Origin of the sequence: Cellulomonas sp. HD19AZ1 (assembly GCF_004535805.1) — a bacterium.
GTDB lineage: Bacteria > Actinomycetota > Actinomycetes > Actinomycetales > Cellulomonadaceae > Cellulomonas > Cellulomonas iranensis.
The window spans coordinates 64366-77998 of the sequence record NZ_SPHX01000007.1; the positions used below are offsets into that span (position 1 = coordinate 64366).

The 13633-nt window shown below is 73.5% G+C and carries 11 protein-coding genes; 9 read left to right on the plus strand and 2 right to left on the minus strand.

Annotation, left to right across the window (positions count from 1 at the left end; genetic code table 11):
- Nucleotides 1–159: 159 nt before the first annotated feature.
- The gene (locus E4A51_RS15430) at nucleotides 160–1065 is read left to right on the plus strand and encodes a hypothetical protein (RefSeq protein WP_134852291.1); all 906 of its coding nucleotides are present in this window, start codon (nucleotides 160–162) and stop codon (nucleotides 1063–1065) included.
- Between the two features lie 10 nt (nucleotides 1066–1075).
- On the opposite strand, the gene E4A51_RS15435 is transcribed toward E4A51_RS15430, so the two are convergent.
- On the minus strand, nucleotides 1076–2122 hold the full coding sequence (locus tag E4A51_RS15435) for a LacI family DNA-binding transcriptional regulator (protein ID WP_134852292.1): 1047 nt from the start codon (nucleotides 2120–2122) through the stop codon (nucleotides 1076–1078).
- Between the two features lie 183 nt (nucleotides 2123–2305).
- On the opposite strand from E4A51_RS15435, the gene E4A51_RS15440 reads away from it, so the two are divergent.
- The 7 genes from E4A51_RS15440 (at nucleotide 2306) to E4A51_RS15470 (ending at nucleotide 11908) form a co-directional block, all read left to right on the plus strand.
- Nucleotides 2306–3610 (plus strand): extracellular solute-binding protein, encoded by a 1305-nt coding sequence (locus tag E4A51_RS15440; protein ID WP_134852293.1) that lies wholly within the window; start codon nucleotides 2306–2308, stop codon nucleotides 3608–3610.
- Between the two features lie 83 nt (nucleotides 3611–3693).
- Nucleotides 3694–4539, plus strand: a complete 846-nt coding sequence (locus E4A51_RS15445) for a carbohydrate ABC transporter permease (RefSeq protein WP_134852294.1) — start codon at nucleotides 3694–3696, stop codon at nucleotides 4537–4539.
- Nucleotides 4539–5372: a carbohydrate ABC transporter permease gene (locus E4A51_RS15450; RefSeq protein WP_134852295.1), complete on the plus strand. Its 834-nt coding sequence runs from the start codon at nucleotides 4539–4541 to the stop codon at nucleotides 5370–5372. Before E4A51_RS15445 ends, E4A51_RS15450 begins: the two co-directional genes overlap by 1 nt.
- 61 nt (nucleotides 5373–5433) lie before the next feature.
- A complete protein-coding gene (locus tag E4A51_RS15455) occupies nucleotides 5434–7407 on the plus strand; it encodes a right-handed parallel beta-helix repeat-containing protein (RefSeq protein ID WP_134852296.1) in 1974 nt (657 codons plus the stop codon).
- Between the two features lie 145 nt (nucleotides 7408–7552).
- Entirely contained in the window at nucleotides 7553–9262 is a 1710-nt protein-coding gene (locus E4A51_RS15460; RefSeq protein WP_134852297.1) for a DUF885 domain-containing protein, read from the plus strand.
- A gap of 52 nt (nucleotides 9263–9314) precedes the next feature.
- On the plus strand, nucleotides 9315–10214 hold the full coding sequence (locus E4A51_RS15465) for an alpha/beta hydrolase (RefSeq protein ID WP_134852298.1): 900 nt from the start codon (nucleotides 9315–9317) through the stop codon (nucleotides 10212–10214).
- 272 nt (nucleotides 10215–10486) lie between these two features.
- Nucleotides 10487–11908, plus strand: coding sequence for an endo-1,4-beta-xylanase (locus E4A51_RS15470; RefSeq protein WP_134852299.1), 1422 nt, complete (start codon nucleotides 10487–10489; stop codon nucleotides 11906–11908).
- Nucleotides 11909–12082: 174 nt separating this feature from the next.
- Here E4A51_RS15470 and E4A51_RS15475 read toward each other — a convergent pair whose 3' ends face one another.
- Nucleotides 12083–12526, minus strand: coding sequence for a GNAT family N-acetyltransferase (locus E4A51_RS15475; RefSeq protein WP_134852427.1), 444 nt, complete (start codon nucleotides 12524–12526; stop codon nucleotides 12083–12085).
- Between the two features lie 348 nt (nucleotides 12527–12874).
- On the opposite strand from E4A51_RS15475, the gene E4A51_RS15480 reads away from it, so the two are divergent.
- Nucleotides 12875–13624, plus strand: coding sequence for a succinate dehydrogenase cytochrome b subunit (locus tag E4A51_RS15480; RefSeq protein WP_134852300.1), 750 nt, complete (start codon nucleotides 12875–12877; stop codon nucleotides 13622–13624).
- Nucleotides 13625–13633 lie beyond the last annotated feature (9 nt).

Consider the following 13633-nt stretch of genomic DNA (forward strand, 5'->3'; position numbering starts at 1 on the left):
GCGCGCGCCGACGAGGCGGGCGCCGTCCTCGTCGCCGACCGGCTCGCGCGGCGCCTGCGACGGATCGCGCTCGTCGCGGGCGTCGCCACGGCGGCGCTGCTCGCGGGCGCCGCACCGTTCTGGTCCGCGACGTTCCGCACCGCGTCGCCGTGGCCCTTCGTGATCCTCGGGGTCGGCATCCCGTTCTGGCTCGTGCAGGCCGTGGGGCGCGGCGTGATGCAGGCGCGGCTGATGCTCCCGGGCCTCGCGCTGTCGTTCGTCGTCGAGATGGTGACCCGGGTCGGCCTCGGCGTGCTGCTCGTGACGGTCGGGCTGGGGGTCGAGGGCGCGACGGCGGCCCTCTCGGCGTCGTTCGTCGTGACCTGCGCGGTCGTGACGGTCGCGAGCCGCCCGCGCGGGAGAGCGGCGGCCGGGCCCGCGCGCCGGGGAGTCGACCCCCGCGAGGTCCGCGCGTACGCCGCGCTGGTGTCCGTGCTGCTGCTGGGGCAGATCGTCGCGAACAACAGCGACGTGTTCGTCGCCAAGGCGGTGTTCGCACCCGCCGACGCCGGCGTCTACGCCGCGATCGCCCTCGTCGGCCGTGCGGTGTTCTTCCTCGCGTGGTCGGTCGCGACGGTCGTCTTCCCGGTCGCGGCGCGCCGCCACGCCGCGGGGCGCGACTCCGGGGGCGTGCTGCGCGGCGGCCTCGTCGCGGTCGTCCTCATCGGCGCCGCGTGCTCGCTCGGGGCGCTGTGGCTCGGCGGGCCGGTGCTCGCCGCGGTCCTCGGGCCGGCGTACGGCGGCCTGTCGGTCCCGCTGGCCGCGTACGCCGCCATGACCACCCTGTTCGCGGCGGCGAACCTCGTCGCGAGCTACCACCTGTCGCGCGGTCGCGTCACCGAGTCGGCGATCCTGCTGGGGGCCGCGCTCGTGCAGCTCGCGCTGCTGCTGCTGCGCCACGACGACGTCGCGACGCTCATCGGCGTGCAGGCCGTCGTCATGGCGGCGCTCGTCGCGGTGCTCGCGCTCCGGGCGCTGCTGGTCCGTGGGCGTGCGGACGCCGCGACGGCCCGGGCCGTGCCGTAGCCCGCGCCCCTCAGGGGGCCGTCGCCACCGCCGGCGCGGTCGTGGACTCGCGCACCACCAGGCGTGTCGAGAGCTGCACGTGGTGCGAGTCGGGCCGCTCGCCGCGGGCCTGCTGCAGCAGCGTGCGCAGCGCGACGCGTCCCATGTCGATGATGGGCTGCCGCACGGTCGTCAGCGGGGGGGCGGTCGACACCGCGGCGTACGTGTCGTCGAAGCCCACCACCGACAGGTCGTCCGGGACGCGCAGCCCTCGGCGGCGTGCCGCCTCGAGCACGCCGAGCGCGGACGCGTCGCAGCCCGCGAAGACCGCGGTGGGCGGGTCGGGCAGGTGCAGGAAGCCGAGCGCCATGTCGAGCCCGGCCTCGAACGTGAAGCCCCCTTCGCGCACGAGCGCGTCGTCGCCCGGGACCCCGGCCGCGTCGAGCGCGCTGAGGTAGCCCTGCAGGCGCTCGCGGGACGCACCGGAGCTCGGCGGGCCGCCGGCGAACCCGATGCGCCGGTGCCCCAGACCCAGCAGGTGGCGCGTGGCCTGCACGCCGCCGCTGAAGTTGGTCGCCCCGACCGAGACGACCTCGTCGTCCAGGGGGTTGAGCGGGTCCACCAGGACGACGCTCAGCCCGAGGCGCCGCATGAGGTCGCGCTGGCCCGCCCCGAGCTCGGTGGTGACGACGATGACGCCCGCGCGCCCGTGCGCGGCCAACCGCCGGATCCACGCCGGGCTGAGGGGGCCCTCGCCGGTGGCCTCCTCGTCGAGCTTGGAGACGAGGACCTCGACGTCCTGGGTCTGGGCCGCGGTGAGGATCCCGTCGAGCATCTGCATCGAGTACACGTTGACGAGCGTGTCGAACACGACGTGGACCTTCTGCAGCCGCTCGGGCTCGCGCGGGCCGGTGCTCGGCACGTAGCCCAGCTCCTCGATGGCCTGCTCGACCCGTCGACGCGTCGCGTCGGCGATGTTGGGGCGGCCGTTGAGGACCTTGGAGGCCGTGGCCTTGGAGACGCCCGCCCGGCGCGCCACCTGGTCCAGCGTGGGGCGAGGGGCGTCGGTGCTGGTCACGTGGTTCCTCCGATCTCGGGGTCAGACGCACCCTACTGGACGGAAACAGTTTCCTGCCAGACGTACGTCCCATCGTGTTGACATCGGGTCTGACGCTTCCTACCGTCATGAACGCCAAGGAAACCGGGAGAAACAGTTTCCACAACCCGTCGACGCTGACGTCGGCGAGAGAGGACTCACGCGATGACGCGGAGCATCACACGACGCACGGCCGCTGCGGTCGCAGCCGTCACCGCCACGCTCGCGCTCGCAGCCTGCGGCGGCGGGGCCCAGCCCGGAGGGGCCGCCGCCGGCGGCGGCGCCAGCGCCTGGGCCCTCACCGGAGGCAGCGAGGCCATGTTCCGGGCCCAGTTCGACGCCTGGAACGACGAGCACGCCGACGAGCAGATCGGCGTCGAGTGGTTCGCCAACGACGCCTACAAGGAGAAGATCCGCACGGCCGTCGGCGCCGGCAACGCGCCGACCCTCGTCTACTCGTGGGCGGGTGGCACGCTCGCCGACTACGTCGCCAACGACAAGGTCGTCGACCTCGGCGACAGCACCGCGGCCCTCACCGACCGGCTCATCCCCTCCGTGGCCGCCAACGGCCAGGTCGACGGCGCCACCTACGCCGTCCCCAACACCCAGAGCCAGCCGGTCGTCCTCTACTACAACAAGCAGGTCCTCGACGCCGCGGGTGTCGAGGTCCCCACGACCTACGACCAGCTCCTCGACGCCGTCACGAAGCTCGACTCGCAGGGCACGATCCCGGTCGCGCTCGCGGGCCAGAGCGTGTGGCCCGAGCTCATGTGGATCCAGTACCTCACGGACCGCATCGGCGGGCCCGAGGTGTTCCAGGCCGTGCTCGACGGCAAGCAGGGTGCCTGGTCCGACCCCGCGATCGTCGAGGCGACCACCAAGATCCGCGAGCTCGTGGACGCCGGCGCGTTCGGCGACGCGTTCGGGTCGGTCAACGCCGACCAGAACGCGGACACCGCGCTCGTGCAGACCGGCAAGGCCGCGTTCGTCCTGCAGGGCAGCTGGGTGTACCCGAACTTCCTGTCCAACGCGCCCGAGCTCGTCAAGTCCGGCGGTCTGGGCTACGCGACGTTCCCCGCGGTCGACGGCGGTGCCGGCGACCCGGCCAACATCGTCGGCAACCCGTCGAACTTCTGGTCGGTGTCCGCCGACGCGAGCGCCGAGCAGCAGGCGACCGCGAAGAAGTTCCTCGCCGAGCGCGTCCTCGACGACGCCGCGGTCGACGCGCTGCTGGACATCGGCACGGTCCCGCCCATCACCGGGCTCGAGGACAAGATCGCGCAGCGGGACGACGCCGACTACCTGTCCTTCGTCTACGGCATGGTGCGCGACGCGCCGCACTTCCAGCTCTCGTGGGACCAGGCGCTGCCCGCGGCGCAGGCGCAGGCGCTGCTGGAGAACCTCAGCCAGCTGTTCCTCGGCCAGATCGACCCGCAGCAGTTCTCCACCGCGATGGACGCGACGCTGTGACGACGTCCGCCACGACCGGCCCGGCGCGTGCGCGCCGGGCCGGTCGGTCCACCGCAAGCCGCAACGCCGGACCCTCGGCGTGGATGGCCGCGCCCGCTCTCGCGCTGTTCGGTGCGTTCGCGGTGGTGCCGCTGCTCGGCGTCGTCGTGCTGTCCTTCATGCGCTGGGACGGGCTCGGCGACCCCGTCTGGGCGGGCCTGGAGAACTGGGGCCGGACCCTGACGGACCCCGTGACCCTCAACGCGATGCGGCTCACGGCGCTCCTGACCGTCACCACCTGGCTCTTCCAGGCGCCCGTGTCGCTGCTGCTCGGGGTGTTCATGGCCGGGCGCCAGCGCTACCGCGCGGTGCTGTCCGTCCTGTACTTCCTGCCGCTGCTGTTCTCGGCCGCCGCCGTCGCGATCGCGTTCCGGGCGCTGCTCGACCCGAACTTCGGCCTCGGTGCCGCGCTCGGCGTGCCGTGGCTCTCGCAGGACTGGATCGGGCGTCCCGACCTCGCGCTGTGGGTCGTGCTGTTCGTCATCGGCTGGTGCTTCGTGCCGTTCCACTCGCTGCTCTACCAGGGCGGCGTGCGGCAGATCCCGGCGACGATGTACGAGGCGGCGCTCCTCGACGGCGCGGGTCGCGTGCAGCAGTTCTTCCACATCACGCTGCCGCAGCTGAAGTACACGATCGTCACGTCGTCGACGCTGATGATCGTCGGCTCGCTGACGTACTTCGACCTGATCTTCGTGCTCACCGGGGGCGGACCCGGCAACGCGACGCGCATCCTGCCGCTCGACATGTACCTCACCGGGTTCCGCAGCTACGACATGGGCAAGGCCAGCGTCATCGGGGTCGTCCTGGTGGCCGTCGGGCTCGCGGTGTCGCTCGGCCTCAACCGGCTCACGGGAGCCCACCGGATGCAGTCCCAGATGGAGGGTGCGTGATGTCCGCACGTCCCGGGCGCACGACGCCCAACGTCCTCGGCGGCCTGGCCGGCTGGCTCTGGCTGGCGGTCACGATCCTGCCGATCTACTACATCCTCGTCACGAGCCTGCGCCCGCAGTCGGACTACTACTCCGAGAACCCGCTGTCGCTGCCGTCGTCGCCCACGTTCACCGCGTACGGGCAGGTGCTCGCGAACGACTTCCTGCGGTACTTCGGCAACTCCGTGGTCGTCACGGCCGTCTCGGTGGCCGTGATCCTGTCGGTGTCGCTGCTCGCGTCGTACGTCGTCGTGCGCTCGACGCGGCCCTCGACGTCGCGCCTGTTCCAGGTGTTCCTGCTGGGCATCGCGATCCCGATCCAGGCGACGATCATCCCGGTCTACTACCTGATCGTGCAGCTGGGTCTCTACGACACCCTGCTCGCGCTGATCCTGCCGTCGATCGCGTTCGCCATCCCGCTGTCCGTCCTGATCCTCACGAACTTCCTGCGGGACGTGCCCGGTGAGCTCTTCGAGTCCATGCGGGTCGACGGCGCGGGGGACTGGCGCACGCTGTGGAGCCTCGCGCTCCCGCTGACGCGTCCCGCGATCGTCACCGTCGGCGTCTACAACGCGCTGCAGGTCTGGAACGGGTTCCTGTTCCCCCTGGTGCTCACGCAGAGCGCCGAGACCCGCGTGCTCCCGCTGTCGCTGTGGGCGTTCCAGGGCGAGTTCTCCGTCAACGTCCCCGCCGTCCTCGCGGCCGTCGTGCTCTCCGTGCTGCCGATCCTCGCGGCCTACGTCGTGGGCCGCCGCCAGCTCGTCTCGGGTCTGACCGCCGGGTTCGGCAAGTGACCCCGCGGGCCGCGCCGTGCGCGGCCCGCCCCTCTCCGTGCAACGAAAGGCTCCTGCCACCATGACCGTGCTCCACGTCGCCACGACCGGGTCCGACCTCGCGGACGGGTCCGCGCAGTCACCCCTGCGCACCGTGAACCGCGCCGCGGCGCTCGCGCACCCCGGCGACACCGTCCGCGTGCACGCCGGCGAGTACCGCGAGTGGGTCGTCCCCGTGCGCGGCGGCCTCAGCGACCGCCGCCGCATCACCTACGAGGCCGCACCCGGCGAGCACGTCGTGCTCAAGGGGTCCGAGGTCGTGACGGGCTGGCGCCCCGACGGCGGCGACGTGTGGCGTGTCGACGTCCCGAACGCGTTGTTCGGCGACAGCAACCCGTTCGCCCAGACCGTCGACGGCGACTGGCTCGTGCACGACACGCCCGACGCGCCGCGCAAGCACCTCGGCGACGTCTACCTCGACGGCCGCAGCCTCGACGAGGTCACCGCGCGCGCCGACCTCGACACGCTCGCCGAGCGCACGAACGTCGTCGACCACTGGACGGGCGTCACCGTGCCGGTGCCGCACCCCGAGCGCACGCGACGCGCGTGGTACGCCGAGGTCGGGCCCGACGTCACGACGATCTGGGCGACGTTCGACGGCGTCGACCCGAACGGTGCGCTGACGGAGATCAACGTGCGCCGCTCGGTGTTCTTCCCGCGCGAGCACCACCTGGACTACATCACCGTGCGTGGGTTCGAGATGGCGCACGCGGCGACGCCCTGGGCGCCGCCGACCGCCGACCAGCCCGGCCTGGTCGGCCCGAACTGGGCCAAGGGCTGGATCATCGAGGACAACGTCATCCACGACGCGAAGTGCTCGGCGATCTCGCTGGGCAAGGAGGCGTCGACCGGCGACAACTGGGCCACGACCCGGGGCGACAAGCCCGGCTACCAGTACCAGCTCGAGTCCGTGTTCGCCGCGCGGCGCATCGGCTGGGACCGTGAGCACGTCGGCTCGCACGTCGTGCGCCGCAACCACGTGTACGACTGCGGGCAGAACGCCGTCGTCGGGCACCTCGGGTGCGCGTTCTCGGTCATCGAGGACAACCACGTGCACGACATCGCGACGCGTCGCGAGTTCTTCGGCCACGAGATCGCGGGCATCAAGCTGCACGCCGCGATCGACGTCGTGATCCGGCGCAACCGCGTGCACGGCTGCACCCTGGGGATCTGGCTGGACTGGCAGACGCAGGGCACGCGCGTGACGCGCAACCTGCTGTACGGCAACCAGCGCGACCTCTTCGTCGAGGTCAGCCACGGCCCGTACGTCGTCGACCACAACGTGCTCGCCTCGCCCGCCGCGCTCGAGGTCGTCTGCCAGGGCGGCGCCTACGTGCACAACCTCGTCGCCGGCTCGGTGCGCCTCGAGGCGGTGCCGGACCGCGCGACGCCGTACCACCTGCCGCACAGCACGCAGCTCGCGGGCTTCGCGACCGTCCAGGGCGGCGACGACCGGTACGTCGGCAACCTGTTCCTCGGCGGCGACCTCGACGCGGCGTACGCCCCCGGCAGCAAGCACCACGGCCAGTCGTCGTTCGGCACGGGCGGGTACCACGCGTTCCCCGCCTCCTTCGCGGAGTACCTGGGGCGCATCGACCCGACCCTCGGCGACCACGAGCGGTTCCACGGCAAGCCCATGCCCGTGTACGTGCGGCACAACGTCTACGCCGGCGGTGCGCGCGGCTACGTGCACGAGCGCGACGGCCTCACCCTGCCCGCCGACGCGGTGGCGCGCGTGCACGTGGACGACCGGGGCGACGAGGTGCACCTCGAGATCACGCTGCCCGACGACGTCGAGCGGTCCGCCGTCCCGGCGCTCGACGGGACCGACCTCGAGCCCGCGCGGTACGCCGGCGCCGAGTTCGAGGACGCCGACGGCGCACCCGTGCGGTTCGACGTCGACCTGGTCGGCACGCCCCGGGACCGTGGCGTCGCGGCGCCCGCCGGGCCCCTCGTCTACCTGCGGGGCGGCACGACGCGCGTGCGCGTCTGGTGACACGCCGCACGCGCCCGTGACGGCGGGAGCCAGGGGCCGCACCATCGTGCGGCCCCTGGCTCCTCAGGCCCGCGCGAGCCCTGCACCAGCGCTGCGCGCGTCGTGAGCAGCGCCCGGCACGCCTCCGCCCGGATACCGTGCTGGCATGCCCGCCGACCCGCACAGCACCGCCGCGCCCACCGCCCGCCAGCTCGCCGACCGCTGGGTCGAGACGCTCGCCGACCTGGACCCGGCCGTCGGAACCGCGCTCGGCACGCGCCCCGACGACGGCCGCATGCCCGACCTGTCGCCCACGGGTGCCGGTGCCAAGGCCGACGCGTCGCGCGGCGTGCTGCGGGATCTTGACCACGCGCGCGTCCTCGACGACGACGACCGACGCTGCGCGACGCTGCTGCGCGAGCGGCTGACCGCGCAGCTCGCCGTGCACGACGCGGGCGAGCACCTCGCCGCGCTGCGGCCCATCGCCTCACCCGTCCAGACCCTGCAGTCGCTCTTCCTCATGATGCCGACCGCCACCGCCGACGACTGGGAGGTCGTCGCCGACCGCGTCGCGCAGGTGCCGGCCGCCGCCAAGGGCCTGCGCGCGACGCTCGCCGAGGGCCTGCGTCGCGGCGTGCGCAGCGCCCCGCGGCAGGCGTCGACGGTCGTCGACCAGCTCGGCGACTGGCTCGGCGCCGCCGACGGGCGCGGCTGGCACGCCGACTTCGTGGCCGGCGCCGCGCAGGCCGGGGTCTCGCCCGCGCTGCAGGCGCGGCTCGACGCCGCGGCGGTCGACGCGGCCGCGGGCGTCGACGCGCTCCGGACGTGGATCGCGCAGGAGTACCTGCCCGCCGTGCAGGACGTCCCCGACGCCGTCGGCCGCGACCGCTACGCGCTCCACGCGCGCCTGCACACCGGCGCCGACCTCGACCTCGACGCCGCGTACGCGTGGGGCTGGGAGGAGCTCGCCCGCATCGAGACCGACATGGCCGCCGAGGCCGACCGCGTGCTTCCCGGCGCCGACCCGCAGCGGGCCCTCGCGCACCTCGACGAGCACGGCGAGGCCGTCGAGGGCGTCGAGGAGGTCCGGGCCTGGCTGCAGCGCATGATGGACGACGCGATCGCCGAGCTCGACGGCACCGTCGTCGACGTCGCCGGACCCGTCAAGCGCGTCGAGGCGATGATCGCGCCCCCGGGGTCCGCCGCCGCGCCCTACTACACGCGCCCGTCGCTCGACTTCTCCCGCCCGGGCCGCACCTGGCTGCCGACGCTCGGCCGCGACCGGTTCCCCACGTGGGACCTCATCAGCACCTGGTACCACGAGGGCGTCCCCGGCCACCACCTGCAGCTCGGCGAGTGGGCCCGCCGCGCCGGCGACCTGTCCGTCTACCAGACGTCGATCGGCTCGATCCCCGCGACCACCGAGGGCTGGGCGCTGTACGCCGAGCGGCTCATGGACGACCTCGGCCACCTGCGCACGCCCGGTGCGCGCCTGGGCTACCTCGACGGTCAGCGCATGCGCGCCGTGCGCGTCGTCATCGACATCGGCATGCACCTGGGTCTGCGCATCCCCGACGACCGCGCGTCCCACCCCGGTGAGACGTGGACGGCCGACCTCGCCGAGAAGTTCTTCGCCGCCCGCAGCGGCTCGCCGGCCGCGTTCGTGCACAGCGAGGTCGAGCGCTACCTCGGCTGGCCCGGCCAGGCCATCAGCTACAAGCTCGGCGAGCGCGCCTGGCTCGCGGGCCGCGCGGCCGCCCGCGCGCGCCGCGAGGCCGCGGGGGAGACGTTCGACCTGCGCGCGTGGCACACCGCCGCGCTCGGCCTCGGCTCCCTCGGGCTCGACGACCTCGAGCGCGAGCTCGCCGCGCTCTGACCCCGCGCCGATCGACCCGGACCGACCGCGTCCCGCACACCGAGGAGCACCCGTGACCACCGTCCCCGAGGACCTGCGCGCCATGCGCGCCGACGCCGCCACCCAGGACACGCACCCCACGAGCCTGCTGGCGGGTGTGCCCACCGGCACGGCCGAGCACGTCGCGCTCGCGGACGACGCACCGGTGCGCGTCCTGCGCGTGTACCGGCCGAGCGGGACGACGGCGACGCCGGGGGTCTTCGTCAACCTGCACGGCGGCGGGTTCGTGCTCGGCGACGGCGGCGGCGACGACCCGTACTGCCGGTTCCTCGCCGACGCGGCAGGGTGCGTGGTCGTCAACCTGGACTACCCGCTCGCGCCGGAGCACCCGTACCCGGCGGCGGTGCACCACGTCACGGACGTGCTCGCGTGGCTCGCGGCGCACGGCACGGTGCTGGGCGTCGACGGTCGTCGTGTCGCGGTCGGCGGGCACAGCGCCGGCGGCAACCTCGCAGCGGCCGCGTGCCTGCTGGGTGCCCGCCGCGGAGGGCCGCGCCCGGTCGGGCTTGTCGTGGACTACGCGCCGCTGGACCTGGCGCGACCGCCGGCCGAGAAGCTCACGGCGGAGCACCGCGCCGGGGCGGCCGAGCTCGCCGAGGTCGGTGCGCGCTTCAACGCGTGGTACCTGCCGGACGCGGCGCGGGGTGCCGAGGACCTCGCGTCGCCGCTGCTGGCCGAGGACCTCACGGTGCTGCCGCCCACGCTGGTCGTGACGGCGGCGCTGGACCTGCTCGCGGCGGAGGGCGACGCGTTCGCGGAGCGGCTGCGGGCGGCCGGCGTGGCCACGACGCACGCGACGTTCCCCGGCGTCGACCACGGCTTCACGCACGCGGGACCGGTCCGCGAGGCGGTCGCGGCGTGGTACCTCATGGGCGGGTTCCTGGCGGGCGTGCTGGCTCCCGAGCCGTCCTGACCGCGGGGCCGCGAGACGGCCTTGAGGTCGAAAGTGTCGGACCACCGTGCAGGAGCGCTCCCATCGAGCGGCGGTCTCCGCGGGGGTGTCGGCCCCTCGCGATGAGCCGGATGCGGCTGCTTCATCGATCAACGTCACCCCCACGAGTGCTGAAACGTTTCCGGCGACACATCGAAAGTACCGATCCGCCGGAGAGCGGTTGACCCCCCGAGGCGCCCCCGCGAGGGTGAGGCGCGCCGGTCACAGCCGGCGCACCAGATCGAGGAGGATCAATGACGACCCCACGTCAGAGGTACCGTCGCGGCCCGCTCGCCGCTGCCTTCGGCGGCCTCGCCGCCGCCACGCTCGCCGTGACGCTCGCGGTCCCCGCCGCCGCCGCCGGCAGCACGCTCCAGGCCGCGGCGGCCGAGAGCGGCCGCTACTTCGGCACCGCGATCGCCGCGAGCCGCCTGAACGACGGCGCCTACACGACCATCGCGAACCGCGAGTTCAACATGATCACCGCCGAGAACGAGATGAAGATGGACGCGATGCAGCCCAGCCGCGGCCAGTTCAACTGGTCCTCGGGCGACCGCATCGTCAACTGGGCACGCCAGAACGGCAAGCAGGTGCGCGGGCACGCGCTCGCGTGGCACTCGCAGCAGCCCGGCTGGATGCAGAACATGTCCGGCTCGCAGCTGCGGACCGCGATGCTCGACCACGTGACCCAGGTCGCGTCGTACTACCGCGGCAAGATCTACGCGTGGGACGTCGTCAACGAGGCGTTCGCCGACGGGTCGTCGGGTGCGCGCCGCGACTCGAACCTGCAGCGCACCGGCAACGACTGGATCGAGGCCGCGTTCCGCGCCGCACGCGCGGCCGACCCGGGCGCCAAGCTCTGCTACAACGACTACAACACCGACAACTGGCAGCACGCCAAGACGCAGGCCGTCTACAACATGGTCAAGGACTTCAAGGCCCGCGGCGTCCCGATCGACTGCGTCGGCTTCCAGGCGCACTTCAACTCCGGCAACCCGGTGCCGTCGAACTACCACACGACGCTGCAGAACTTCGCCGACCTGGGCGTGGACGTGCAGATCACCGAGCTCGACATCGAGGGCTCGGGCAGCTCGCAGGCGCAGCAGTACCAGGGCGTCGTGCAGGCATGCCTCTCGGTCGCGCGCTGCACGGGCATCACGGTGTGGGGTGTGCGTGACACCGACTCGTGGCGCGCGAGCGGCACGCCGCTGCTGTTCGACGGCTCGGGCAACAAGAAGGCCGCCTACACGAGCGTGCTCAACCAGCTGAACCAGGGCGGCACGCCGGTGCCCAACCCGGGCAACCCCACCCCGACGCCCACCCCCACGCAGCCCGGCACGACGCCGACGCCCACGCCGACCCAGAACCCCGGCACGGGCAGCTGCACCGCGACCTACTCCGAGGGCCAGAAGTGGAACGACCGCTTCAACGGCACCGTCACGATCCGCGCCAACACCGCGATCAGCGGCTGGTCGTCGACCGTCACGGTCCGGCAGCCGCAGCGCATCATCGCGACCTGGAACGGCAGCCCCACGTGGGACTCCAGCGGCAACGTCATGACCATGCGCCCGAGCGGCAGCGGTGCGCTCGCCGCGGGCCAGACGGTCTCGTTCGGCTTCACGGTCCAGCACAACGGCGACTGGACGTGGCCGACGCTGACCTGCTCGGCGTCGTGACGCGCTGACCAGGCACGAGGCGCGGCACTGACCGCGCAGCCGCAGGGGGTCGCCCGCACGGGCGGCCCCCTGCGTCGTCGTGGCGCACCGGCACCACGACGCCGCCCGCCCCGGACGCAGATCGCGGCGCTCGCGGGCTGCGCACGCCGCACCGCACGCCACGGGCCGCAGGAGTCAGCGCGCCGGGGGAGTGCGCACCATCGGCACGTGCGGGATGCCGTCCTCGTCGTACGTGTCGCCCGTGCGGACGAACCCGAAGCGCTCGTACCACCGCTCGAGGTGGGCCTGCCCGTGCAGCTCGATCGGTGCGCCCGCGGGGCACAGCCCGATCGCGTGCTCGATGAGCGCCCCGGCGACGCCGCGGCCGCGCGCGACCGGCGCGGTCGCGACGCGACCGATCACCGGCCGGTCGCCGTCGGCGTCGAGCACGCGCACGGTGCCGAGCAGCTCGCCGTCCTCGTGCGCCCACACGTGCCGCGTGCCGGGCAGCAGGTCACGACCGTCGAGCTCGGGGTAGGGGCACGCCTGCTCGACGACGAACACGTCGACGCGCAGGCGCAGGAGCGCGTACAGCTCGGTGGGGGTGAGGTCGGCGGGGGTGCGGGTCTCGACGGTCATCGGCACCGCAGCAGCCTAGGCGCCCGTGGGGGGAGCGGCGTCGGCCCCGTGGACAGGCCCGGCTGCCCGGCGGTCGGTCGGCGCCCGGTCCGCGCGTGCGGTGCACCGGCGTCACGACGGGTCGGGACAGGCGCGCCGTGCAGGTCGGATCGAAGATAACGGAACCTAGCGGCACGCGTGCCGTCGCTCGCCCGAGGTCGGCACGTCACCTCCACGCCCAGCCCCGACGCACCCAGGACCCCCGTCCCAGCGAGGGACTCCGGTCCCACCAGCCGGTGCAGGGGGAGTGGGAGGGTCGTGCCGCTGGGCGCCCGCCCTCACGAGGCGTCCGTGACACGGAGGTCAGCAGTGGCGGGATCACCCACCAGCGCGCGCCCCGAGCCCGACCGCGTCCCCGCGGTGGCCCGGCCCGCGACCACCCGGCCGCCGGTGCCGGCGACCTGGGTCCTCAAGGTCGTCATGGCGGTGACCGGCACGGTCTTCGGCGTGTTCGTCGTGTTCCACCTCGTCGGGAACCTCAAGGTCTTCCTCGGCCCCGAGGAGTTCGACGCCTACGCGCACTGGCTGCAGCGCGACCTGCTGGCGCCGCTCGTGCCGCACGGCTGGTTCATCTGGATCTTCCGTGCCGTGCTCACGCTCAGCCTCGTGGCGCACGTGTGGGCGGCCGTCGTGCTGCGCCGCCGGGCGCGTGTCGCGCGCGGGCCGCACCGGCGCCAGGGCATGCGCACGTTCCGCAGCTTCCAGGCGCGCAGCATGCTCGTGACCGGTGCCGTGCTGCTGTTCTTCGTCGTGTTCCACGTCCTCGACCTGACGACGGGCACGCAGCCCGCCGCGAGCGCCGAGTTCGTGCACGGCAGCGCGTACGCCAACCTCGTGCACTCGTTCCAGCGTCCCGTCGTCGCGGCGTTCTACATGCTCGCGATCGGCACGCTGTTCCTGCACCTCGCGCACGGCCTGTGGAGCGTCGTCAACGACCTCGGCGCCACGGGCCGCCGGCTGCGCGCCACGGGCGCCGCGGTCGCGGGGATCGTGGGGCTGCTCGTGCTCGTGGGCAACCTGCTCATCCCGGTCGCGGTGCTGACGGGACTCGTGTCGTGACCCCGGAGG